The sequence below is a fragment of the Streptomyces sp. Act143 genome (genome assembly GCF_003143935.1).
GTDB lineage: Bacteria > Actinomycetota > Actinomycetes > Streptomycetales > Streptomycetaceae > Streptomyces.
In genome coordinates, this window is the sequence record NZ_QFRX01000001.1 from 2271184 (window position 1) to 2293601 (window position 22418).

Consider the following 22418-nt stretch of genomic DNA (forward strand, 5'->3'; position numbering starts at 1 on the left):
GCGTGGCGCAGTGGGGTCCTGTCACCACGCCCCCGCATGATCCGGACGACCGACGTGCGACGGTGGCCGATCCGTCGTGGGTCAGGAACGGACCAGCGGGGTGTCCACCAGGTGCTCCGCCAGGAACCAGGACTGGAGTTCACCGGTCCTGATCACCTGGGACACGAAGAGGTCGTTCGTGCCGTCGTCGCCCAGCTCTGCGGTGCGCTTGGCGGCGTCGTGGGCGTCGACGAGGATCGTCTCGTGGGCCTCCAGCAGGCGGGAGAGCATCGCGGGGACCTCTTCCACCCCGTCCGGGGGACGCGGGACGGAGGTGATCTCGGCGACGTGCCGGGGGTCGCCCACCGCGACTCCGCCGAGTGACTGGACGCGCTCGGCGAGGGTGTCGATGAGCTCCAGCTGTTCCCCCGCGTGCTTGTCCAGCACCAGGTGCAGCTGGTAGAAGGTCGCGCCGCGCATCAGCCAGTGGTGCTTCTTGTAGAGGCCGTAGAGGATCTGCGTGTCGGCCAGGGCCCTGTTCAGACGCTGGCACGAATACATCCGGGCCTCGTACGACAGGCCGAGCGGAAACTGCTTGACCGACCCGAACTCCTGGATGACCTCGCCCTTCTGGTGCAGCCACGGCTGGCTTCCACTGCCGGGGTGAGAGCTGGTGGTCATGATCCGCCTCCTGCGGTCCGTGCGATGTGTACGGCCGTGACGGTAGGCGGGGGCGACCGCGTGCGATTGCCCCTGAGCGCATGCCCCGGTGCCCGTCAGCGCACGGCATCGAGGGGGCCCGGAACCGTTCGCTGCCGGACAAGAGCCCGTGCGCCCGCGGACTCCTGTCGCGCTGCTGCCCGCCTAGCGTCGGCGGGCGGCTGCACCTGGCGACGAGGAAGGGGAGTGCGGATGAACGAGCAGGCGGATGTGGGGGGCTTCGGGGTCGGGGCCGCGCCGGGGAGCCTCCGCTGAGCCGCGTGCGGGCCCTCGGCCGGACGGTGCCCGTACCCCGCCGACGGCATGCCATGACGGGGCGCGACCCGGGCGAGGCCCACCGGACCGTCACGCCGCTGGAACTCTTCGTCGACCTGTGTTTCGTCGTCGCCGTGGCCCAGGCCTCGCACTACCTGCGCGACGCCCTGATCCACGGGCACGGCGCCACGGGCGTGCTGCGCTTCGCGCTGGTCTTCTTCACCGTCTGGTGGGCGTGGATGAACTTCACCTGGTTCGCCTCCGCCTACGACCCCGACGACACGCTCTACCGTCTGACCGTGCTGGTGCAGATCACGGGCTCTCTCGTGCTGGCCGCCGGCGTGGGGCGTGCCTTCGAGCACGGGGATCTGCTCGTCATCACGCTCGGGTACGTGGTGCTGCGCACGGCACTGGCCGCGCTGTGGCTGCGCGCCGGTCTCGCCGATCGCCCGCGGCGGGCGACCACGCTCCGCTTCGCCATCGGCGTGACGGCCTGTCAACTCGGTTGGGTGGGGCTGCTGTTCCTGCCCGCCGCGGGTCGGCTTCCCGGCATCGCCGTGATGATCCTCGCGGAGGTGCTGGTCCCCGTGTGGGCACAGTCCGCCGGTATGACCCCGTGGCATCCAGGTCATATCGCGGAACGCTACGAGCTGTTCACGCTCATCGTGCTGGGCGAGTCCGTGGCGGCCGCCACGATCGCCGTACAGGGCGCCTTCGAGCGGCAGCAGAACATCGCCGCCCTGTGTGCCCTGGCCGGGGGCGGGCTGCTGATGGCGTTCGCGATGTGGTGGCTGTACTTCACCCGGCCCGCGCACACGCTGCTCGCCACGACGCACCAGGCGCACGGCAGACGGTTCGCCTGGGCCTACGGGCACTACTTCGTGTTCGCGTCGGCCACCGCCGAGGGGGCGGGCCTGGCTGCCTACGCCGACCACCTCACGCGTCCCGACGGAACGACCGGGGCCCTGCCCGCCGCGCTGGGGGTCACGGTTCCGGCCGCCGTCTTCGTGTTCGCCGTCTGGGCGGTGCACCTTCGCCCGCACCGGCGCCGCAAGGCCGATGACGTGCCGTGCGCCGTCACCGTCGTCGCCCTGCTGCTCGCGACGTGGCTCCCGGCGCCCGCGCTGGTCGCCGGCGCGCTGCTGAGCGGGGTCGTCGTCGCGGTCACCCGGCAGGACCCCTGAGGCGGTGCCGCGCGGCCGGCGACCACCACCGCGCGCGAAGCACCCCGGCACACCCGGACCATCCGTGCGGCCAAGCGCCCCGGCACCCCCGCACCACCCGCCCGGCCAAACGCCCCGGCACCCCCGCACCACCCACCCGGCCAAACGCCCCGGCACCCCGCACTTCTCGTGCACTACGGGGCAACCAGCAGTGCACTGACCGGACATCGGGCCCGGCGGTTCCCCCGTAGCGTGCTCGGCGAAGCAGCCGCCGCACGGTCGTCCGTGCACCTCGCCGACGTGTCGTCGGCTAGAGCGCGCGGCCTGTCGCACATCCCACCCCGTACGCCCCGTACGCCCCGTACGCCCTTCAGGAGGTTGTCGAAAGGTGTCCACGATGCCGGTCGGCGGGCTGATTCCCCGCGCCACCGACGACGCGGCGGACCTCGTCGTCCGCAACGCCAAGATCCACACCGGTGATTCCCGGCTGCCCCGGGCCGAGGCGATCGCCATCCGCGACGGAGTCATCACGACCGTCGGCGGGGACAAGGACGTGGCCGGGCAGGTCGGCCCCGCGACCCGGGTGGTCGACGCGCTGGGCCGCCGGATGATCCCCGGCCTCAACGACTCTCACCTGCACGTCATCCGCGGCGGACTCAACTACGTGCTGGAGCTGCGCTGGGACGGCGTACGCTCCCTGCGCCAGGGCCTGGCCATGCTCCGGGAACAGGCCGCCCGCACCCCCAGAGGCCAGTGGGTACGGGTGGTCGGCGGCTGGTCCGCCGAGCAGTTCGCCGAACGGCGGCTGCCCACGGTCGCGGAACTCAACGCCGCCGCGCCGGACACCCCCGTCTTCGTCCTGCACCTGTACCAGTCCGCGATCCTCAACCGCGCGGCCGTCAAGGCCGCCGGCTACACCAAGGACACCCCGGACCCGCGGGGCGGGCAGATCATGCGGGGACGCGACGGCGCCCCCACGGGCATGCTGCTCGCGGCCCCGAGCGCGCTGATCCTCTACTCGACGCTGGCCAAGGCACCGGTGCTGGACGAGGAGCACCGCAAGACGTCCACCCGGCACTTCCTGCGTGAACTCAACCGGTTCGGTCTCACCTCCGCGATCGACGCGGCGGGCGGCTTCCAGAACTTCCCGGACAACTACGAGACCGTCACGGAGCTGGCCAGGGAAGGCGCGCTGTCCCTGCGGATCGCCTACCACCTCTTCCCGCAGACCGCGGGGCAGGAGATCGACGACCTCACCCGCTGGATCGGCATGGTCCGCCCCGAGGACGGCGACGAGTGGCTGCGCCTCAACGGCGCCGGCGAGAACCTCACCTGGGCGGCGGCGGACTTCGAGAACTTCGCCGAGCCGCGCCCCGAACACGCCCCCGACTACGAGGTGGAGTTCGAGAGAGCGGTGCGCCTCCTCATGGAGAACGGCTGGGGTTTCCGCCTGCACGCCACCTACGACGAGACCATCCGCCGTGACCTGGCCGTCTTCGAGAAGCTGGCCGCCGAGGGGTTGTTCCCCGGCGGCAACCGGTGGCTGTTCGACCACGCGGAGACGGTGTCCGCCGACAGCCTCGACCGTATCGTCGCGCTCGGCGGCGCCATGTCCGTGCAGAACCGGCTCTCCTTCCAGGGCGAGGCCTTCGTCCGCCGGTACGGGATCGGTGCCGCCGCGGACGCCCCGCCGGTCCGGGCGATGCTGGGCCGGGGGCTGACCGTGGGCGCCGGTACCGACGCCACGCGCGTCTCCTCGTACAACCCCTGGGTCGCCCTGCACTGGCTGGTCACCGGCCGGACCGTGGGCGATCTGACCATCCACCCGCCGCACAACCGGGTCGACCGGGAGACGGCGCTGGAGATGTTCACCACGGCCGGTGCCGCACTGACCGGTGAACAGGACCTCAAGGGCGTACTGCGCCCGGGGTTCCTCGGTGACCTGACCGTGCTGTCGGAGGACTACTTCACGGTGCCGGACCCGGAGATCGCCCACATCGAAGCCCTCCTGACGGTCGTCGGCGGCCGGATCGTGTACGCGGCCGGCGAGTACGAGGGCATCGACGAGGAGATGCCCGCCGTGACGCCCGAGTGGAGCCCGGTGGCCCACTTCGGCGGCTACCAGGCGACGTCCGCGCAGGCCCGGCCGGGAGTCCGTCAGGCGGAACTGCTGGGCGAGGCCGCCGCCGAGTCGGAGCTGCACCGCCAGTGGCGCGCCCGCCGCGGACTGGTCCCCGAGACCGACACCCCGGTCTTCGACCCCTGCTTCTCCCTGTGACCGGAGGTGCGCCCGCGCGCCTTCCGTCTCCCCACACCTCCCTTCCCGGATCGCGGACGACCGTCCGTGATCGTCATCTCTCGTCACCGAAAGGCACAATCATGGTCGACATCGCCGAGGTCACCGCTGCTCCCAGCCCCGACCTGCTGACCCCCGACAACTGCGCGGTCCTGTTCGTGGACCACCAGCCGCAGATGTTCTTCGGCACGGGCAGCGGCGACCGCACCGCGATCATCAACGCGACCGTGGGCCTGGCGAAGGCCGCCAAGGTCTTCGACGTGCCCACCGTGCTGAGCACCGTGGCCGCCGAGTCGTTCTCGGGCCCGCTGATGCCGCAGCTCGCGGACGTCTTCCCCGGTCAGAAGATCGTCGACCGCACCACGATGAACGCCTGGGAGGACGAGGCCTTCGTCGACGCGGTCAAGGCGACCGGGCGCAAGAAGCTCGTCATCGCGGGCCTGTGGACCGAGGTCTGTGTCGTGCTGCCCGCGCTGTCGGCGCTCGCCCAGGGCTACGAGGTCTACGTCGTCACCGACGCGTCGGGCGGCGTCAGCCCCCAGGCCCACGAGCACGCCGTGCAGCGGATGGTCCAGGCCGGTGTGGTGCCGGTGACGTGGGTGCAGGTGCTCCTGGAGCTCCAGCGTGACTGGGCGCGGGCGGAGACGTACCTGCCGGTCATGGACGTCGTGAAGGCGCACGGCGGTACCTACGGTCTCGGCGTCGTCTACGCCCAGGCGGTCATCGGCGAGCACGCCGCCGGCTGACCCTCCCCCACGGTTGCGACGGACGTCAGGAACAGGCAGACACACGCGATGGACAGCGGATTGCTGGTGCTCCGGCTGGTGGTGGGACTCCTCATCGCCGGGCACGGAGTGCAGAAGGTCAGTTTCCGGCTGGGCGGCAGCGGGCTGGCCGGAGGGACCGAGGAGTTCCGCCGGGACGGCTTCCGCGGCGGGCGACTCACCGCCCTCGCCGCGGGCGGCAGCCAGATCGGGGCCGGACTGTTCCTGGCGGCCGGCCTCCTCACTCCGCTGGCGGCGACGGCCGCCATGGGGGTGATGACGGTGGCCGGCACCGTCAAGTGGCACAACGGGCTGTGGGTCCAGCACGACGGCTACGAGTACCCGTCGGTCCTCGTGGCCGTCGCCGCGGCCCTCGCCCTCACCGGCCCGGGAAAGTGGTCGCTCGACCACGCCCTCGGGCCGGTCACCTGGCCCTTGTGGGTCTCCCTCGCGGCAATCGTGATCGGCCCTGGAACCGGGCTGGCCACCCGGGCGGTGCTGCGGCGGCCGACGGCCGGCGACCCGACGAACGGAAGGACACGGCATGCGCAAGCTGCTGACTGACACCGCGTGGACCCTCGTCCCGCCCCGGGGCGACCGGCACGGGCCGCTGCCGCCCCTGCTGCTCGTGCTGACGGTGGTGACGGGACTCATCGACGCCGTGAGTTATCTGGCGCTCGGCCGGGTGTTCGTCGCCAACATGACGGGCAACGTGGTCTTCCTGGGCTTCGCCCTGGCCGGCGCGCCGGGCCTGTCGGTGGCGGCCGCCGTCGTCTCACTGCTGTCGTTCCTCGCCGGCGCCCTGGCGGGCGGGCGGTTCGGCACCCGGCTCGCGGCCCATCGCGGGCGGCTGCTGAGCGCGACGACCGCTCTGCAGGCCCTGCTCGTCGCCGGGACGGTGATCGCGGTCGCGGTGGCGCACGGCGAGGTGTCCAGCCCGGTGCGCTACACCCTGATCGTGCTGCTCGGCCTCGCCATGGGGATGCAGAACGCGGTCGCGCGGCGTCTCGGGGTCCCGGATCTGACGACCACCGTCCTGACGCTCACCCTGACCGGTCTGGCGGCGGACTCCCCCTTGGCCGGCGGTGCGGCACCGCGGCCGGGTCGGCGGGTGCTCTCCGTGCTCGCCATGTTCCTGGGCGCGCTCGTCGGTGCGCTGTTGCTGGCACACGCCGAACTCGTGCACATCCTGCTGCTGGCGCTGGTGCTGCTCGTGGTGACGTCGGTGACCGCGTGGCGGCTGTCGGCCGGCGCACCCGCGTGGACCAGGCCGCCCGCGTGAGGGCCGCGGACGCACCGGCGTGGGCGCACCCCTCGCGGGGCGGCTCTTCCGCGACCTGTGGATCGCGCAGCCGGTGTCCGGCACCGCGCCGGCAGGGCCTGCCCGGCCCGCGGTGCGGGCCGGGCGGCGTCACGGCCGGCCCGCCTCGGCGTCCGCCGATCCCTGCGGCGGACGACCCTGTTCATCCGCGCAGTCACCCCGGCCTGGCCTTGACGACAGGGCCTGGGCCTGCGTGGCGCGCCATTCGCTGGGGGACACGCCGTAGAAGGCCCGGAACGACCTGCTGAAGTGCGCGGCGCTGGCGAATCCGTGCAGGTGTGCCACGGCGGCGATCGTCAGCCCCCGGTTCTGGCGGTGCAGCAGGTCGCGTCGGCAGGCTTCGAGCCGCCGGCGCAGGACCCATCGGCCGACCGTCGTGCCCTCGGCCTGGAAGAGCTTGTGCAGATACCGCAGCGAGATGTGGTGGGCGTGGGCGATGCGCGCGGGCGAGAGCTCGGGATCGGATAGTTGTTCGTCGATGAACCCCTGGATGCGCAGCAGGAGGGCCCGATTGGTGTCGGCCGCCTCGTCCCGGCCACGCCGCAGCCATTCGTCGGCCAGCACCCCCAGCAGGTCCACCGCGTTGCGGGCCATCAACTCGCCGGTGTACGCCGAGAACAGCTCCGCGTCGTCCACGAGTCGCGTGACCAGAGGGGGCAGCAGGGCACCGATGGACGTCTCGGGCCCGAACGGCACAGCCGTGATCCGGCACACGTCGTCCTCGTGCAGGCGCAGCGCCTCACGGGGCAGCACCAGGGACTTCACGCGGAACGGGCGCGTGAGGTCCAGACGGACGGGCCGGAACGTGTCGTAGAGGAAGACGTCGTGCGTCTCCAGGGACGCCGTCCGCCCGTCCTGCTCGATCCGGCCGGCCCCGGACTCCAGAAGACTGACGACCAGGCGGTCCCCGCGGTCGGTGTCCTCGGGCCGGGCGGAGCGCCGGACGGTCATTCCGTCGGCCTCCGCCCGCACCACCCGCAGCACGCCGAGCGCGGCGGTGCTGACGGAGCCCGAGGAAGAGGGGCCCTGCGAGGAGATGCCGACTCCCCCCAACGCGTGCGACAACGTGTGGCGCCAGTCCGTTCGCTGTTCGCGGGCGGACACCAGTGGTCCGGCGTGGATGGTGGTGCGGGAGCTGCCCCGGGCAGTGGTTCCAGTAGTCATTGAGAATGCGTCCCCTTCCTTCCTCACGAGCCTGTCGCGCTCCGCGCGCCCGCGCGTCGCACGTCCGCAGTGGATCTTGAGGAAGGGTGTGGGATACGGAGCGACTACTCTCCGTGCCGGCGTGCGGCTGCCAGTTCCGCCAGCTCGACGCGTGAGGTGATGCCGAGCTTGGTGAAGGCGCGCCGCAGGTGCGAGCTCACCGTGTGCGGCGAGAGCCCCAGGCGCTGAGCGGTCGCCCGGTTGGTCAGCCCCTGCACGACCAGGCGGATGACCGCCACCTCCGACTCCGTCAGTTCGGGCCAGACCGTGGAGGTCCGCTGCGCGGAGGTGCGGCGCCGCGGGGCGCCCAGGGCCCGCAGCCGGCGCCGGACACGGGCGGCGTCACGTTCCGCGCCCGCCTGCGTGTAGAGGTCCAGCGCGCGGTCGAGACGGGGCACGGCGTCGGCGGCGCTGCGCGTGGCCAGCCGGAGGCCGACGTCCTCGTGCGCGGAGGCCCTGGGGAGCAGCCGGGGGATGCCGTCGTACAGCTCGGCCGCCCTCAGCAGTTGTCCGAGATCGTTGTCGAGCAGGCCCCGGGCGTGCGCGGCGACGGCCGCGAGGACCGGGAAGCCGGGGTTGCGCTCCGCCCGTCGCTCCGCGATGGCGACGGCCGCGGCGGCCCGCTCCACCGCTCCCGCCCGCAGCGCCATGCGGACGAAGACGACCGCATCGGCCGGATCGTCCGGGCTGGCGAGGGACGGGCCGTCCAGGGCGAAGGTGCCGAAGGACTCGTCGAGGAGGGCCATGGCACGGTCCGGTCTGCCTGCGTCGTCCGCGACCAGGGCGAGGAGCCAGGAGCCCACGTTGCGGATGAGGATGGCGGGATCGCCGACCATGCGTTCGACCTGGGCGGCGCAGGCCGTGACCGCTTCCCGGTCGTTCGTGTGCAGGGCGACGCGCAGGAGCGTGTACAGGGCCGTCGCCTCGGCGAAGTTGCCCATGCCCATCTCGTCCGCCAGCGCCGTGGTGGCTTCGGCCTCCGCGCGTGCGTCGCCCAGGAGGCCGGCGTCGAAGAGCACCCGGGACCGGTTGCTCATCCACAGGCCCATGGCCGCGGCCTGCCCCTGCTTCTGGGTCTCCTGGATGCCCGCCTCGGACTCGGCGAGCGCTCGGTCGGTCCGGCCCTCGGCGTTGAGCAGAAATGCCTGCCACAGCGCCTCCGGCACCCACAGCGAGTGGATGAAACCGACGTCGGCCGCGAGGGAAGCCGCCTCGTCGGCCAGCTCGAACGCCTGCTGCCAGTCCATCCGGTAGAAGCGGACGACGGAGTCGACCGCGATCGCGGTGGCCCGGGCGGCGTCGTCATCGGCCTCGGCAGCCGCCGCGAGAGCTTCGGCGACGGCCCGAGAGGTGGCCTCGAAGTCACCGATCATCGACAGGTTGAGGCAGCGCAGCGCCAGCAACTGGGCCCGCACGCCCGCGGAGATGCCGGGGAGCGACGCCCCGAGCCGGGCCTGCTCGGCTGCCTCGGTGAAGTCGAACTGGCTGGAGACGCGGGCCAGCCCGAGCCGCAGCTGGGCCTCGGCCTCCGGCTGCATGCTCCCCGGCAGGACCGCGGCGGCCAGCGCCCGGGCCTGTGCCGTCTGTCCCGTCTGCCACAGCAGCAGCATTGTCTCCGCGACGATCGCGGGATGCTCCGGCGCGGTGTCACCGGTCAGCTCCAGCGCGCGCCGGCTGAGCTGTTCGGCCGATGACGGAGCCGACGCGGACAGCTCCGCGGCGGCGGCCCTCAGCAGCTCCACGGCTCGCTGGTCCCCGGCCTCGGCGGTGTCCACGAGCAGGGCGGCCGCTTCGGTCACCGGGGCTCCGCGTTCCAGCAGCGCGTCGGCGGCGTGCCGGCGCAGGGCTCGGTGCACGGCCACGGGGATGCTGCTCTCGACGGCCTCTCGGAACAGGTCGTGGCGGAACAGCAACCGCTCGTCGCGCTCTACGAACAGATGGGCGTCCAAGGCCTCCTGCACCGGCGCTATCAGCGAGGCCGTGGGCCGTCCCAGCAGTTCGGCGAGGAGCCCGATGGTGACGGTGCGGCCGACCGCCGACGCCGTCTGCACGACCTCCCGCGTCGCCGGGGCCAGGCGGTCGAGACCGAGCCGCACGGAGGCCTGGAAACGGGCCGGCACCTCTTCGCCGGCCAGTCGCGCGACATCGCCCTCGACGACCACGGAGTGCTCTTCGCGCATGCTGCGCAGCAGTTCGACCAGCAACAGCGGCATGCCTTCGGCCCGTCCCACCGCCTTCAGCGTCCCGGCGTCGGGTGTGGCCCCCAGGACGTCCTCGGTGATCGCGGCGACCGCCTCGTCGGTGAGGGGACCGAGCTGCAGGCGGTGTGCGCCGAGTTGCCCGAGGCGGTCCAGCGTCGCGCGGACGCCCGGCGCGGCGGCGTTGGTGCGGACCGCCAGCAGCCACAGGATGGCGTGCGACGAGAGTCGTGCGGACAGCGTGCGCAGGGCGAGGAGGGTGACGTCGTCGAGCCACTGGACGTCGTCCAGGACGATGATCAGCGGGGTGTCGAGCGCCGCCTGCTCCAAGCGGTCCTGCAACTCCTGGAGCAGCCAGAAGCGTTGCTCGGGGGCGCTCGCCAGGTCGCGCAGGCGGTCGACGTCGAACAGCGTGCCGCTGCCGGTGAGCAGTCCGTCCAGCAGCGGCCCCAGGGGCACGAACTGCCCGTCAGGGTCCGCGCCGCCCTGGAACACCCGCAGCTTGCGGCGCATCGCTTGGCCCTGCGCTTCCGCGAGCAGGCGGCTCTTGCCACTGCCGGGAGCCCCCTCGAGGCACACGATGCCGCCGCGGCCCCGCTCCAGCTCGGCAAAGCGCTTGTCCAGCAGGGCCAACTCCGCGTCCCGTCCCCGTACGGGCGGCTGGCTGCCACCGATCCGAGGTGATGTCACGGGCTGCCGAAAAACCTTCAACGTATTCCTCTGTGGCGCGATGAGCAATGATCGTGAGTGCACACTTGCACAGCCACAGCATGTCATGTCCAGAAAATCGCGATACAGCGGAATCCGCGATCGGGCATCAATCCTCGCGGGAACGAGCGGGCCTGCCCTGGCCTCCCCCTCCCCGCCCGGGGTCCCCGGCCTGCCGCGCTCGCGCCGGAGAAGGTCAGAACGTCACGGCCGTCCTACACCAGCGGCGTGGGGGCGGTGGCGGTGCCGCGAACGCTCACCCCGTAGCGGGTCCGCATGCGCCGCAGTTCCCACAGCGCGACGGCGGTCACCGAGACCGGGCCACCGAGCAGGGAGCAGAGCTGGACGGCGGGCGGGCCCTGGGCCGGCATACCGCTGTCGATCAGGTTGAAGAGCGCGAACACCCACACGAACACCATCGTCACCACGGGCGGCAGCATCGGATGGACGTGGCCGGTGTTGAAGGCGCTGCGGGCGGAGTAGAGCGAGGCCAGAACGAAGAAGGGAAGACCCCAGGCCAGCGCGACCAGTCCCGCCAGCCCCACGACGAACCCCTGCCAGCCGTGCAGATCGGTCTTGGCCAACTGTGCGATCCCGAAGAGGGTTCCGCCGAGGACGACCACGGTCGCCACGTACCAGCCGACCGCCTTCAACGGCACCCGGAGCCGGGAGCGGAGGTGGGGCCGCAGGTGCGGGGGCGCGTAGTAGATGAAGGCGAGGATGATCAGGGGGCCGCCGACGATCAGCAGGACCGGGGCGATGAGCGCCTGGGCGGCGCTGCCGGCCGCCGCGTCCTGCCAGCCGCCCCTGTCCGTGCCGTAGACGAGGAACAGGACGACGGTGGCGGCGGCGCCGAGGACGGTGCGGGCCACCTGGACGCGGTCCACCGTGCGGTCCTGGATGCGGTCCTCGCCCGCCTGCACGAAGAGCCGGGTGGCGACCCGGTGCGCGGAGCGGATGACGCCGCCGGTGAGGTAGGGCAGGGAGAAGAACCACAGCCGGCTGCGGCGGCGCGGCGCCCGGCCGGGCGTGGGCGCGGGCGGCACATAGGGGTACGGGTTCTGCGGCGGGTACGGGTGTGGCGGCGGCGGTCCGTAGGGGCCGCCCTGGGGCGGGAGCCCGTAGGGGTTGTTCGCCGGGGGGCCGGGCGGTGGGCCCCAGCCCTGGCCGCCGGTGGTGTTGCCGGGATGACCGGTCTGCCCGCCCGGGCCCGCGCCAGGGCCCCATCCGCCCGTTGCCATGTCTGTCCCCCGAGGTGCTGATCTGTCAGTTGGCTGTGCCGCGCGGCGACATCGCGGCAGTGTAACGACTCGTGGGTCGACGGCCGTCACGTGGTTCGTGGCGACATGGTGCAGAAATGTCTGTGGTCACCTCGTGCGGAGAAGTGGTCACCTCGTGCGGAGAAAGGGGCACCTCGTGCGGAGAAAGGGGCGTCGACCCTCTCAACTGTCCGGCGAGGCACCCAGACCCGTCAGGGCTCCGACCGGGTCGAGGTCGGGAGTGCCGCGGGGCCACCAGTCGTCGGCGCCGGGGTCGGACTCGTACGCGTACCACAACCCGTCGCGCCCCAGGCGGAGTTGGACATGGCCGCGGGGATGGGTGAGGCGGTTGCGCCAGGGGCGGAACGCCGGGAGGTCGGCGGCGAGAAGGAGCGGGCGGGCCCGGTCGAAGCGGCCGGCCGGCGGATCCCAGGGTTCCTCCAGTACGGCGAGCCCCTCGTACCCGCCCTGCCGCCAGGCGGCGACCGCGCGCGCCAGATCGGACGGGGTGCGGTCGGCGGCGGAGGCGAGCGAGGCGTACAGCGAGCGGGTGGCGGCGGTGAGGCCGGAGCCGGGGCGGGCCGCGGCGAGCCGCACCGCGTCCTGCCACAGCGTCAGATCGGCGACCGGGTCGCGGCCGGTGGTGAGCAGCGCGTGGGCGCGGGCGGCGGCGTCGGTCGCCAACTGGTCCAGCGCGAAGGGGTCCGGGCCGCCCGGCGCCGCCGGGTAGACCGGGGGCTGCTCGGGATGCGCGGGCGCGGGCAACGGTGCCGGGAGGGGCGGGAGTTGCCGGGGCGCGAGGGCCTCGGTGGCGCGTACGCCGGGCAGGGGCGCCGGTCCTTTCTCCTGGGCGGCGCGGGCCGCGCGGGCGGCGCTCAGCCGGGAGAGGGTGTCGAGCAGCTCGCGCTCGCCCCGGCCGCGCAGCAGGAGCAGGACGAAGGGGTCGGCGTCGAGCAGACGGGCGGTCTGGTAGCAGAGCGCGGCGGCGTGCTTGCAGGGGTGACCGCGGTCCGGGCAGCTGCAGTGCGGGGCGAGTTCACCGGGGCCGGGAAGCAGCCGCACCCCGCCCTCGGCGAGCGAATGCGGCATCTCCTTGTCCAGCAGCGCGGCGATGTGCCCGGGCCGCTCGGCCGCGGCGTCCAGGAACCACTGCCACTCCGTGTCGTCGAGCGTCCGCAGCCGCACCTGGACCCGGTAGGGGCGGGGGCGGCTCCCCTGCACGTAGGCGAGAACGAGGCCGGGCGTCACGGTGATGGCGTCGACATTCCCCTGCTCGGCATAACTGCGCCCACGCGCCAGCCGCTTGGCGTCCAGGGCGCCCTCTTCCAACGCCCTGACCCACGCGTTGCCCCACCACGTCTCGGCGAAGCCGTGCTCACCGTCCGCGGCACGGGGCGCGAACGCCGGGAAGGTGCGGCGAAGTTCACCGTCCCGGCCGGGGGCGGCCATGGAGCGGGGGTGGCGGGGGGCGGTGGCGTGAGGGGTGGTGGTGTGCGGGGCAGCGGTGAGCGGGGTGGTGGTGTGCGGGATAGCGGTGAGCGGGGTGGTGGTGAGCGGGATAGCGGCGTGCGGAGCAGCGGCGTGCGGGGTGGTGGTGAGCGGGGCAGCGGTGAGCGGGTGTGGTGGTGGGGTGGTCGCGGAGCTCGGGCAGTTGGTGCCGCTGGATGACGGGGGTGGGGTGGTGGATGGCGGCGCGGGGGATGCCGGCACGCCGGGCGGGGTGCCGCGCTCGGAACGGTCGCCCCCTTCCTCGTCGGGTGCACCCTGGCGGCAGCCCTCCCGTCCCCCGGGCTCCGTACCGCCCCCCGTAGCCGGGCCGTGGGGGGCCGCGCCCCGGCGCTCCGACATCGCACGCCGCAGCGCCGCCCGCGCGGCGTCACCCGGCCGGGCCCTCGGCCGCTCGTCCTGTTCCGCCGTGGGCTTCTCCGCCGCCCCGGCACCTTCCGCGGCTCCTCCAACCGCTCCGGACGCCGCTTCGTCGTCCACCGAGACACCCGGCGCGACCGACTCGCCCCGCGGACGAGAGCCTCCCGGAGCGATCCCGCGCCCCTCAGGTCCCTCGGGTCCGGGTGCCGCCTCCCCCACGGCCTTCCGCTCCTGAGCGCCCTGGGCCGCCTGAGCCTGCCGGGCTTCCCGCGCTTCCCGCAGCGCCCGCCGTGCCTCGTCCGCCGGGCCGGGGCTCATGACGTCCTCCGCAGCGAGACCAGGTCGGTCAGTTCGCGGTCCGTGAGTTCCGTCAGGGCCGATTCGCCGGAGCCCAGGATCGCGTCGGCCAGGGCCCGCTTCGCCTCCAGCATCTCGGCGATGCGGTCCTCCACGGTGCCCTCGGTGATGAGGCGGTGGACCTGGACCGGCTGGGTCTGGCCGATGCGGTAGGCGCGGTCGGTGGCCTGTTCCTCGACGGCCGGGTTCCACCAGCGGTCGAAGTGGACGACATGGCCCGCGCGGGTGAGGTTCAGACCGGTGCCCGCCGCCTTCAGGGACAGGACCAGGACCGGGGTCGAGCCGGCCTGGAAGCGGTCCACCATGCGCTCGCGTTCCGGCACCGGGGTGCCGCCGTGCAACAGGTCCACCGGGACCGCCCGGGCGGCGAGGTGGGCGGTGATCAGACGGGCCATCCCGACGTACTGCGTGAAGACGAGCGCCGAGCCGTCCTCCGCGAGGACGGTGTCCAACAGCTCGTCGAGCAGGGCGAGTTTGCCGGAGCGGAGCACCAGCCGCTCGGCGGCACCGGCCTCCTCCTTCAAGTACAGCGCCGGGTGGTCGCAGATCTGCTTCAGCGCGCCCAGCAGCTTGAGCACCAGGCCCCTGCGGGCGATGCCGTCCGCGGTCTCGATGGCGTACAGCGACTCGCGCACCACCGCCTCGTAGAGGGAGGCCTGTTCGCGGGTGAGCGGGACCGGGTGGTCCGTCTCCGTCTTGGGCGGCAGCTCGGGGACGATGCCGGGGTCGGACTTCTTGCGGCGCAGGAGGAACGGTCGGACGAGGCGGGCCAGCCGCTCCACCGCCTCGGTGTCCTCGCCGTTCTCCACGGCGCGCGCGTGGCGGGCGCGGAAGGACTTGAGGGGGCCGAGGAGTCCCGGTGTCGTCCAGTCGAGCAGGGCCCAGAGTTCGGAGAGGTTGTTCTCCACGGGCGTGCCGGTGAGGGCCACGCGCGCGGGCGACGGGATCGTGCGCAGGGCCTTCGCCGTCGCCGAGTACGGGTTCTTCACGTGCTGGGCCTCGTCCGCGACGACCATGCCCCAGTGCTGCTCGGCCAGCGCCGGCGCCGTCGACCGCATGGTGCCGTAGGTGGTCAGGACGAAGCCGCCGGCGAGGCCGTCCAGGGTGCGGTCGGGGCCGTGGAAGCGGCGGACGGGGACGCCGGGCGCGAAGCGGGCGATCTCCCGCTGCCAGTTGCCGAGGAGCGAGGCCGGGCAGACCACCAGGGTCGGTGCGGTGCGGGCGCGCTTGAGATGCAGCGCGATCACGGTGATCGTCTTGCCGAGGCCCATGTCGTCGGCGAGGCAGCCGCCGAGGCCGAGAGAGGTCATGAGGTCCAGCCAGGCCAGGCCCCGGAGTTGGTAGTCGCGCAGGGTGGCGTGCAGGCCCGGGGGCGGCTCCGCGGGCCGGACTCCCGTCGTCAGCCGGTCGCGCAGTGCGGCCAGCGCGCCGACCGGTACCGCCTCGACCGTCTCGCCGTCGATCTCCGCGCTGCCGGTGAGGGCGACGGAGAGCGCGTCGACCGGGTCGAGCAGGCCCAGTTCGCGCTTGCGGGCCTTGCGGACGAGCGCCGGGTCGACCAGCACCCACTGATCACGCAGCCGGACGACGGGCCGGTGGGCCTCGGCGAGCGCGTCCATCTCGGCCTCGGTCAGCGGGTCACCGCCGAGCGCCAACTGCCAGCGGAACTGGAGGAGTTCCTCGCTCTCGAAGAAGCCGGTGCCGTCGGTCGCGGAGCCCGGGGCGGGGCGTACGACGGCGGCGGCGCTGAGGTCCTGCGCCAGGTCCCGGGGCCAGTGCACGGCGACCCCGGCCGCCGCGAGCCGGGTGGCGCCGACGCCGAGCAGCTCGCCCAACTCGTGCTTGGACAGGGCCAGTACGTCGGGGACGTCCTGCTCGGTGAGCCGGTCCAGGGGCGGCCAGACCCGGGCCGCGCGCCGCACGGCGAGGGCCGCGTCCACGCGCGCGCGTGGCCCGAACACCGCGTCCGTCTCGCCCGCCCACAGGGCCGCCGCGTCGGCGACGAGGGTGGGGTCGGCGAGGCTGTGCACCTGGACGATCGCGGCGCCGGCGCTGCGGACCCGGTCGCCGGCGTCGAACACTTCGTAGGCGGACAGGTCCAGGCGGAGCGAGATCCGCACCCCCGCGTCCATGCCCGCGGCGACCTCCGCGGCCCAGTCGTGCGCCCCGGGCAGATGCTGGGGGCGGCGGTCGGCGAAGGGCCTGCCGGAGGCGTGGGGCGCGGCCGGGGTGCGCGGCAGGGTGTCGGCTACGGCGTCCAGGAAGGAGCGCATGAGTGCTTCCGGCTCGGGCAGCCGCAGCGGGCCGGGGCCCGGCAGCGGGACGGCATGGCCCTCGTACGGCAGGGCGGCGGCGATCGCGCGCAGGTGTGCGATGTCGTCGGGGTCGAGGGGGCCGGCCCGCCAGGCGTCGTGGCCCGCGGCGGTCAGGCCGGGCAGGAGCCGGCCGCGGGCGGCGAGCCGCAGCGCGTGCAGGGCGGCGGCGCCCCAGCAGGCGGTGGCGGGATGGGCGGCGGGGTCGCGGCGGGCGCGCGCGAGGAGGGGCAGGGCCTCGGCCAGGGGCAGGGTGAGCGCGGGGGTCGTACGACGGCGTGCCCCCGCGCCGTGGCGTCGTACGACGGTGAGGTCCGTCAGCCCGTCCGCATCCTCGGGCAGGGAGCTGTCCTCGGGGTCCCAGAAGGCCATGCGGCCCTCGCGCGGGAGGGGGGCGGGGAGGAAGACGGCGGCGAGCCGCGCGGAGGGCACGCCCTTCGCCCGGTCGGCCACCGCGAGCGTGTCACTCATACGTCCTGCCACCTCCCCACCCGCGTGTCGGATCAGACGTCTACGACTCTACGGGCGGGGTCTGACAATCGGCTCCGACGACGGGCCGCGCCCCGGTTGCGGGACGGCGGCCACGGCCCCACTGCTGGGGCTGCCACCGCTGCTGCCGCTGCCGCTGCCGCTGCCGCTAGGGGACCGTGCGGGAGACGACGTACACCATCGGGTTGGCCGGGTCTGCGGTGTTCACGACGATGTCCTGGGTCGGCGCCGGGTTCTTCTGCCGGTGCACCAGGCCCGACCAGGGGCCGGGGCCCGTGAAGGACCAGCCGGTGATCTTCTGGTCGCGGGCGCCGATGGTGATGTCGCCCGGTTTCAGGTCGTCGCGGCCGACGCCGACGCCCGCCAGGAAGGTGTCCAGGCCCGCGTTGGACGTGCGGAACTGGACGTAGAGGCGGCTGGTCTTCCAGTTGTTGGTCTCGTAGTAGGCGATCTGGTCCGCGGGGTGCGGGACCGGGACCTGGTACAGCCGGCGCTGGACCTTCGACGGGTACCCGGCCGTGAGGCCGGTCGCCGAGTACTTCGCCTCCTTGTCCTTGCCGCTGTTGCGGCTCTGGTTGGCGGAGATCACCAGATAGCCGGCCGGGACGCCGATGAGCAGCACGATGATGAGCAGCGTGAGCGCGCGGCGGCGGTTGCGGTGGCGCCGGTCCTCGGGCGGCCGGGGTGCCGGCTCGTCCGGGGACGCGGACGCCTGGCGTGGCAGCGAGGCCGTCACAGGGACTCCCGGGTGGTGCGGCGGGCCTCCGTGTACCGCGCGTAGCGCTCGTACCGCTCGACGCGGCGCCGGTTGGCGCGCCGGAAGCGGCGGGCGACCAGCCGGGCGAGGTCGGCGGCGCCGACCATGCCGGCCTCGGGGCCGAGCTGGGCGCGGACGATGCGGGCCTCGGGGCGGTAGCCGCGGCCGGTGAGCTGGCGCTTGAAGGCGTCCCGCGCGGGGCCGATCAGCAGTTCGTCGGCGGCCGAGACACCGCCGCCGATCACGAAGCAGGACGGGTCGAGGGCGGCGGCGAGGTTGGCGATGCCGACGCCGAGCCACTGGCCGATGTCCTGGAGCAGCTCGATGCACATCGCGTCGCCCTCGCGGGCCAGCTCCGTGATCATCGGGCCGGTGATGTCGCCGATCTGACCCTTGACGTGCTCGATGATCCCGTAGGCCACCGGCGAGTCGGCGGCGGCCAGCTCCTTGGCCTCGCGGACCAGCGCGTTGCCGGAGCTGTACTGCTCCCAGCAGCCGCGGTTGCCGCACGGGCAGCGGTGTCCGCCGGGGACGACCTGCATGTGTCCGAACTCGCCCGCGACGCCGAACTTGCCGCGCTTGACCTGGCCGTCCTCCAGGATCGCGCCGCCGATGCCGGTGCCCAGCGTGATCATGACCAGGTGGTCCTCGCCGCGACCCGCGCCGAAGCGCCACTCGGCCCACGCGGCGGCGTTGGCGTCGTTGTCGACCAGGACGGGCACCGCGAGGCGGCCCGCGAGGCGGTCGCGCAGCGGCTCGTTGCGCCAGGACAGGTGCGGGGCGAACAGGATGCGGTTGCGGTCGGCGTCGACCCAGCCGGCCGCGCCGATGCCGACCGCGTGCACGTCGTGCCGGTCGGAGAGGTCCAGGACCAGCTCGCAGATGGTGTCCTCGACCACCTTCGGGCTCTTGGACTTGTCCGGGGTCTCGGTGCGGACCTTCTCCAGGATGTTGCCGTCGGCGTCGACGACTCCCGCCATCACCTTGGTGCCGCCGATGTCGATGCCCACGGTGGGCACCCGGGGTGCGGTGAGGTGGGAGCGGCGCTCGCGGGTGCCGACCGTGCGCAGGGCCGGGGCGCGGCGGGAGCCGATCGGGGCGCTGAAGTTGCCGTAGGTGCTCATCGGCCTCGATTCTGCCTCACCGCCGGTATGGGTGCCGTACGGGGAAACACCAAGGCGGTTCAGGTCGGCCGCAATGTCCTGACATTGCGACCAAGTCGCCCGTCTTGGAGCGGATCTCCAGCGTCCCGCCGGGCCCGCTCGGGCGTTTCCCTACGGCCGCACGAGCAACTGGAACTCGAAGGAGTAGCGGCTCGGCCGGTACGTGTGCGTGCCGAACTCGACCGCGCGGCCGGTGTCGTCGAAGGTCACGCGCTGCATGGTGAGCAGCGGGGCGCCCGGCTCCTCGGCGAGCCGCTCGGCCTCGGGGGCGGTGGCGGCGCGGGCCCCGATGGACTGGCGGGCGCTGTGCAGGGTGATCCCGGCGGAGCGCATCAGCCGGTACAGGCCGGTGGCCTCCAGCTGGGCGGTGTCCAGGTCGAGCAGGCCCGGCGGGATGAAGTTGCACAGGTACGCCATCGGCTCGCCGTGCGCGAGGCGCAGCCGCTCGATGCGGTGCACGTCACTGTCCTCGGCCACGCCCAGGGCGGCGGCGACCTCGGCGGAGGCCGGGACCACGGTGTTGACGACGACCTTGGTGGCCGGACGCTGACCGGCCGTCTCCAGGTCGTCGTAGAGGCTGCTGAGTTCCAGCGGGCGCTTGACCTGGCTGTGCACGACCTGGGTGCCGACACCGCGGCGGCGCACCAGCAGGCCCTTGTCGACGAGCGACTGGATGGCCTGGCGGACGGTCGGCCGGGACAGTCCGAGGCGTGCGGCGAGCTCGATCTCGTTGCCCAGCAGGCTGCCGGGGGTGAGCGTTCCGTGCTCGATCGCGGCCTCCAGCTGCTGGGACAGCTGGAAGTACAACGGCACCGGGCTGCTCCGGTCCACGCTGAGGTCGAGTGTCACGGTCGGGTCCACATCTGGTTTCGGCACGGGCCGAGCGTAGCTCCGTGCCCGGTTGACGGGAAGTTGTGTAGTCCGATTGTCCGGACATATGCATTGACAGCGCGGGGTGTGCGACCACATTTTGTTCACATGCGCATCGGGGTCATCGGGACGGGCCGGATCGGCACCATTCACGCGAACACACTCAGCCGGCATCGCGATGTCGGATCCCTGATCCTGACGGACGCGGACGGCACGCGGGCGCAGGAGCTGGCGCTCCGGCTGGGTGAGACGGCCGCGCCCGGAGTGGACGAGATCTTCCGGTGGGGCGTGGACGCGGTGGTGATCACCACGGCCACCTCGGCGCACGCCGACCTCATCGGCCGGGCGGCGCGCTCCGGGCTCCCGGTGTTCTGCGAGAAGCCGATCGCCCTCGACCTGCCCGGCACCCTGCACGCGATCGGCGAGGTCGAGACGGCCGGGACGGTCCTTCAGATGGGCTTCCAGCGCCGGTTCGACGCGGGCTACGCGGGCGCGCGGGAGGCGGTGCGCGCGGGGCGGCTCGGGCGGCTGCACACCGTACGGGCGCTCACCTCCGACCAGGAGCCGCCGCCCGCCGCCTGGCTGCCGCTGTCGGGCGGGCTGTACCGGGACACGCTGATCCACGACTTCGACGCGCTGCGCTGGGTGACCGGGCACGAGGTGGTGGACGTGTACGCGGCCGGGTCCGACGCCGGGCCCGCGATGTTCCGCGAGGCGGGCGACGTCGACACCGCCGCGGCGGTCCTCACCCTCGACGACGGGACGCTGGCCACGGCGACGGCGACCCGGCTGAACGGGGCGGGCTACGACGTCCGCATGGAGCTCGCCGGGGAGCTGGACCAGATCGCGGTCGGCCTCGACGACCGCACCCCGATCGCGTCCACGGAGCCGACCGGCCCACCGGCCGCGGACAAGCCGTGGTCGGGCTTCCTGGAACGCTTCGGACCGGCCTACGAGGCCGAACTGAACGCGTTCGTCGAGGTGGTACGAGGTGAGCGCGCCAACCCCTGCGACGGGCGCGAGGCGTTGCAGGCGCTGCGGATCGCCGAGGCGTGCGAGGTGTCACGACGGGAGCGGCGTCCGGTGCGGTTGGCGGAGATCCCGGGTTGAGAGCCGCGGGGCGATCCTGCGCGTGAAAGACGCGCGGCGATCTTGGACTCAGGGGCACGCAGCAGTCCTGCGCCAAGAGACATGCGGCAATCCCGAGCTGGGAAGCGCGTCAATCCCGGACCGAGAGACATGCGGCAATGCCGGGCTGGGAACGCGCGTCAATCCCGGGCCGAGGGACGTGCGGCCATCCCAGGCGGCGAAACGCGCGTCGATCCCGGGCCGGGGGACGCCTGCCATCCTCGGCGGAGAGGCGTGCGGCCGGGTCACCACCGCAGCGGCAGGCTCCGCATCCCCCGCATCAGCATCCCCGGCAGCCACTCCCCGGCGGGGCCGTCGAGGGCCAGCCCGGGGGCTCGCTCCAGCAGCGTCCGGATGGCCGTCCGGCCCTCCAGGCGGGCCAGCGGTGCGCCCAGGCAGTAATGGATGCCGTGGCCGAAGGCGAGGTGGCCGCGGGCGTCGCGGTGGATGTCGAAGCGGTCGGGGGCCGGGTAGCGCACTCCGTCGCGGTCGGCCGCGGTGAGGCCGACCATCACCGCCTCGCCCCGCGCTATTCGCGTACCGCCGATCTCCAGAGGCTCGGCGGCGAATCGGAACGTGGCGTTCTCCACTGGACCCTCCCAGCGCAGCGTCTCCTCGATCGCCCCGTCGAGCAGGCTCATGTCGGCGCGCAGGGCGGCGAGTTGGTCCGGGTGGGTGAGCAGGGCGTGCACCCCGCTGGTGATGAGGTTGACGGTGGTCTCGTGGCCCGCGATCAGCAGGACGAAGGCCATGCCGCGCAGTTCCTGCGGCGAGAGGCGGTCGCCGTCCTCGGCGGTGGTGCGGATGAGATCGCCGAGGAGGTCGCCGCTCGGCCCGGCGGCCCTCTTGTCCTCGATGAGACCGGTGAGGTACTCGGCGAGCCGGACGAAGGCGTCGTACTCGCTCTCGGCGCTGGTGGGGGCGACGGCCTCGCCGGAGATCTTGCGGAACTCCGTGCGGTCCATCTCGGGGACGCCGAGGAGTTCGCAGATGACGGTCAGGGGCAGCGGGTAGGCGAGGGACTCCACCAGGTCGGCGCGGCCCTGCGGGAGCATCGCGTCGAGCAGGTCGTCGGTGATCTGCTGGATTCTGGGCCGGAGTTCCTCCACTCGGCGCATGGTGAAGGCGCGCGCGACCAGGGAGCGCAGCCGGGTGTGCTGCGGCGGATCGGCGACCAGGAGGTACCTGCCGATCAGCCCCTCGTCGAGGAACGTCATGCCGATCTTGCGGCCGTCCTTGCACAGGCGCGGGTCGCTGAGGGCCGCGCGCGCCTCCTCGTACCCCACGATCAGCCAGGTCTCGTGGTGGGCGTCGGGCGTCGGCAGCCGGACCCGGTGCACCGGGCCGCGGGCGCGCAGTCGCGCGTACACCGGATGCGGATCGGTGCGGAACGCGGCGCCGCACTCGCCCAGGTCGACCACTTCGCTCATCTCGGTCCCCTCCCCCTCGCACCGTCAACGCGCGGGGCCCCTCGACAGTGCCCGCCGACGGCACCCGAGCCCGAGGTTCCCGTCTCCGGTACCCGAGCCCCAAGCGCCCGTCACCGGTACCCAAGCCCCAAGTGCCCATCCCCGGTAGCCGAGCCCCAAGTGCCCGCCGCCGATGGACCT

Annotated in this window: 16 protein-coding genes; 6 read left to right on the forward strand and 10 right to left on the reverse strand. The window is 73.2% G+C overall.

From position 1 onward, the window contains the following. Positions 1 to 81 precede the first annotated feature (81 nt). The gene (locus DI272_RS10235; protein ID WP_109495041.1) at positions 82 to 660 is read right to left on the reverse strand and encodes a Dps family protein; all 579 of its coding nucleotides are present in this window, start codon (positions 658 to 660) and stop codon (positions 82 to 84) included. A gap of 347 nt (positions 661 to 1007) precedes the next feature. Here DI272_RS10235 and DI272_RS10240 point away from each other — a divergent pair, with 347 nt between their 5' ends. The 5 genes from DI272_RS10240 (at position 1008) to DI272_RS10260 (ending at position 6459) form a co-directional block, all read left to right on the forward strand. Next, positions 1008 to 2138, forward strand: coding sequence for a low temperature requirement protein A (locus DI272_RS10240; RefSeq protein WP_181387145.1), 1131 nt, complete (start codon positions 1008 to 1010; stop codon positions 2136 to 2138). Positions 2139 to 2514: 376 nt separating this feature from the next. Further along, the gene (locus tag DI272_RS10245; protein ID WP_258314877.1) at positions 2515 to 4395 is read left to right on the forward strand and encodes an amidohydrolase; all 1881 of its coding nucleotides are present in this window, start codon (positions 2515 to 2517) and stop codon (positions 4393 to 4395) included. Between the two features lie 101 nt (positions 4396 to 4496). Then, a complete protein-coding gene (locus tag DI272_RS10250) occupies positions 4497 to 5159 on the forward strand; it encodes a hydrolase (RefSeq protein ID WP_109495044.1) in 663 nt (220 codons plus the stop codon). Between the two features lie 48 nt (positions 5160 to 5207). Continuing rightward, positions 5208 to 5741 (forward strand): DoxX family protein, encoded by a 534-nt coding sequence (locus DI272_RS10255; RefSeq protein ID WP_109500772.1) that lies wholly within the window; start codon positions 5208 to 5210, stop codon positions 5739 to 5741. After that, the gene (locus DI272_RS10260) at positions 5722 to 6459 is read left to right on the forward strand and encodes a YoaK family protein (protein WP_109495045.1); all 738 of its coding nucleotides are present in this window, start codon (positions 5722 to 5724) and stop codon (positions 6457 to 6459) included. Before DI272_RS10255 ends, DI272_RS10260 begins: the two co-directional genes overlap by 20 nt. Positions 6460 to 6588: 129 nt before the next feature. On the opposite strand, the gene DI272_RS10265 is transcribed toward DI272_RS10260, so the two are convergent. From DI272_RS10265 to DI272_RS10300, 8 genes are all read right to left on the reverse strand, one after another. Further along, entirely contained in the window at positions 6589 to 7662 is a 1074-nt protein-coding gene (locus DI272_RS10265) for a helix-turn-helix domain-containing protein (protein WP_109495046.1), read from the reverse strand. A 104-nt stretch (positions 7663 to 7766) separates the two neighbouring features. Next, positions 7767 to 10589, reverse strand: a complete 2823-nt coding sequence (locus DI272_RS10270; protein ID WP_258314511.1) for an AAA family ATPase — start codon at positions 10587 to 10589, stop codon at positions 7767 to 7769. Positions 10590 to 10822: 233 nt separating this feature from the next. Beyond that, the gene (locus DI272_RS10275; RefSeq protein ID WP_109495047.1) at positions 10823 to 11848 is read right to left on the reverse strand and encodes a hypothetical protein; all 1026 of its coding nucleotides are present in this window, start codon (positions 11846 to 11848) and stop codon (positions 10823 to 10825) included. Positions 11849 to 12049: 201 nt separating this feature from the next. Beyond that, a complete protein-coding gene (locus DI272_RS10280) occupies positions 12050 to 14050 on the reverse strand; it encodes an SWIM zinc finger family protein (protein WP_109495048.1) in 2001 nt (666 codons plus the stop codon). Further along, positions 14047 to 16872, reverse strand: coding sequence for a DEAD/DEAH box helicase (locus DI272_RS10285; RefSeq protein ID WP_109495049.1), 2826 nt, complete (start codon positions 16870 to 16872; stop codon positions 14047 to 14049). The genes DI272_RS10280 and DI272_RS10285 overlap by 4 nt, the downstream gene beginning before the upstream one ends. Before the next feature lie 166 nt (positions 16873 to 17038). After that, positions 17039 to 17626, reverse strand: coding sequence for a sugar kinase (locus tag DI272_RS10290; protein ID WP_109495050.1), 588 nt, complete (start codon positions 17624 to 17626; stop codon positions 17039 to 17041). Then, complete coding sequence (locus DI272_RS10295) at positions 17623 to 18771, reverse strand: ROK family glucokinase (protein ID WP_109495051.1); 1149 nt, start codon at positions 18769 to 18771, stop codon at positions 17623 to 17625. The genes DI272_RS10290 and DI272_RS10295 overlap by 4 nt, the downstream gene beginning before the upstream one ends. Before the next feature lie 150 nt (positions 18772 to 18921). After that, positions 18922 to 19659: a GntR family transcriptional regulator gene (locus DI272_RS10300; protein WP_181387522.1), complete on the reverse strand. Its 738-nt coding sequence runs from the start codon at positions 19657 to 19659 to the stop codon at positions 18922 to 18924. Between the two features lie 129 nt (positions 19660 to 19788). Here DI272_RS10300 and DI272_RS10305 point away from each other — a divergent pair, with 129 nt between their 5' ends. After that, a complete protein-coding gene (locus DI272_RS10305; RefSeq protein WP_109495053.1) occupies positions 19789 to 20790 on the forward strand; it encodes a Gfo/Idh/MocA family oxidoreductase in 1002 nt (333 codons plus the stop codon). A 263-nt stretch (positions 20791 to 21053) separates the two neighbouring features. Here DI272_RS10305 and DI272_RS10310 read toward each other — a convergent pair whose 3' ends face one another. Beyond that, on the reverse strand, positions 21054 to 22238 hold the full coding sequence (locus DI272_RS10310; RefSeq protein ID WP_109495054.1) for a cytochrome P450: 1185 nt from the start codon (positions 22236 to 22238) through the stop codon (positions 21054 to 21056). Positions 22239 to 22418: the final 180 nt, after the last annotated feature.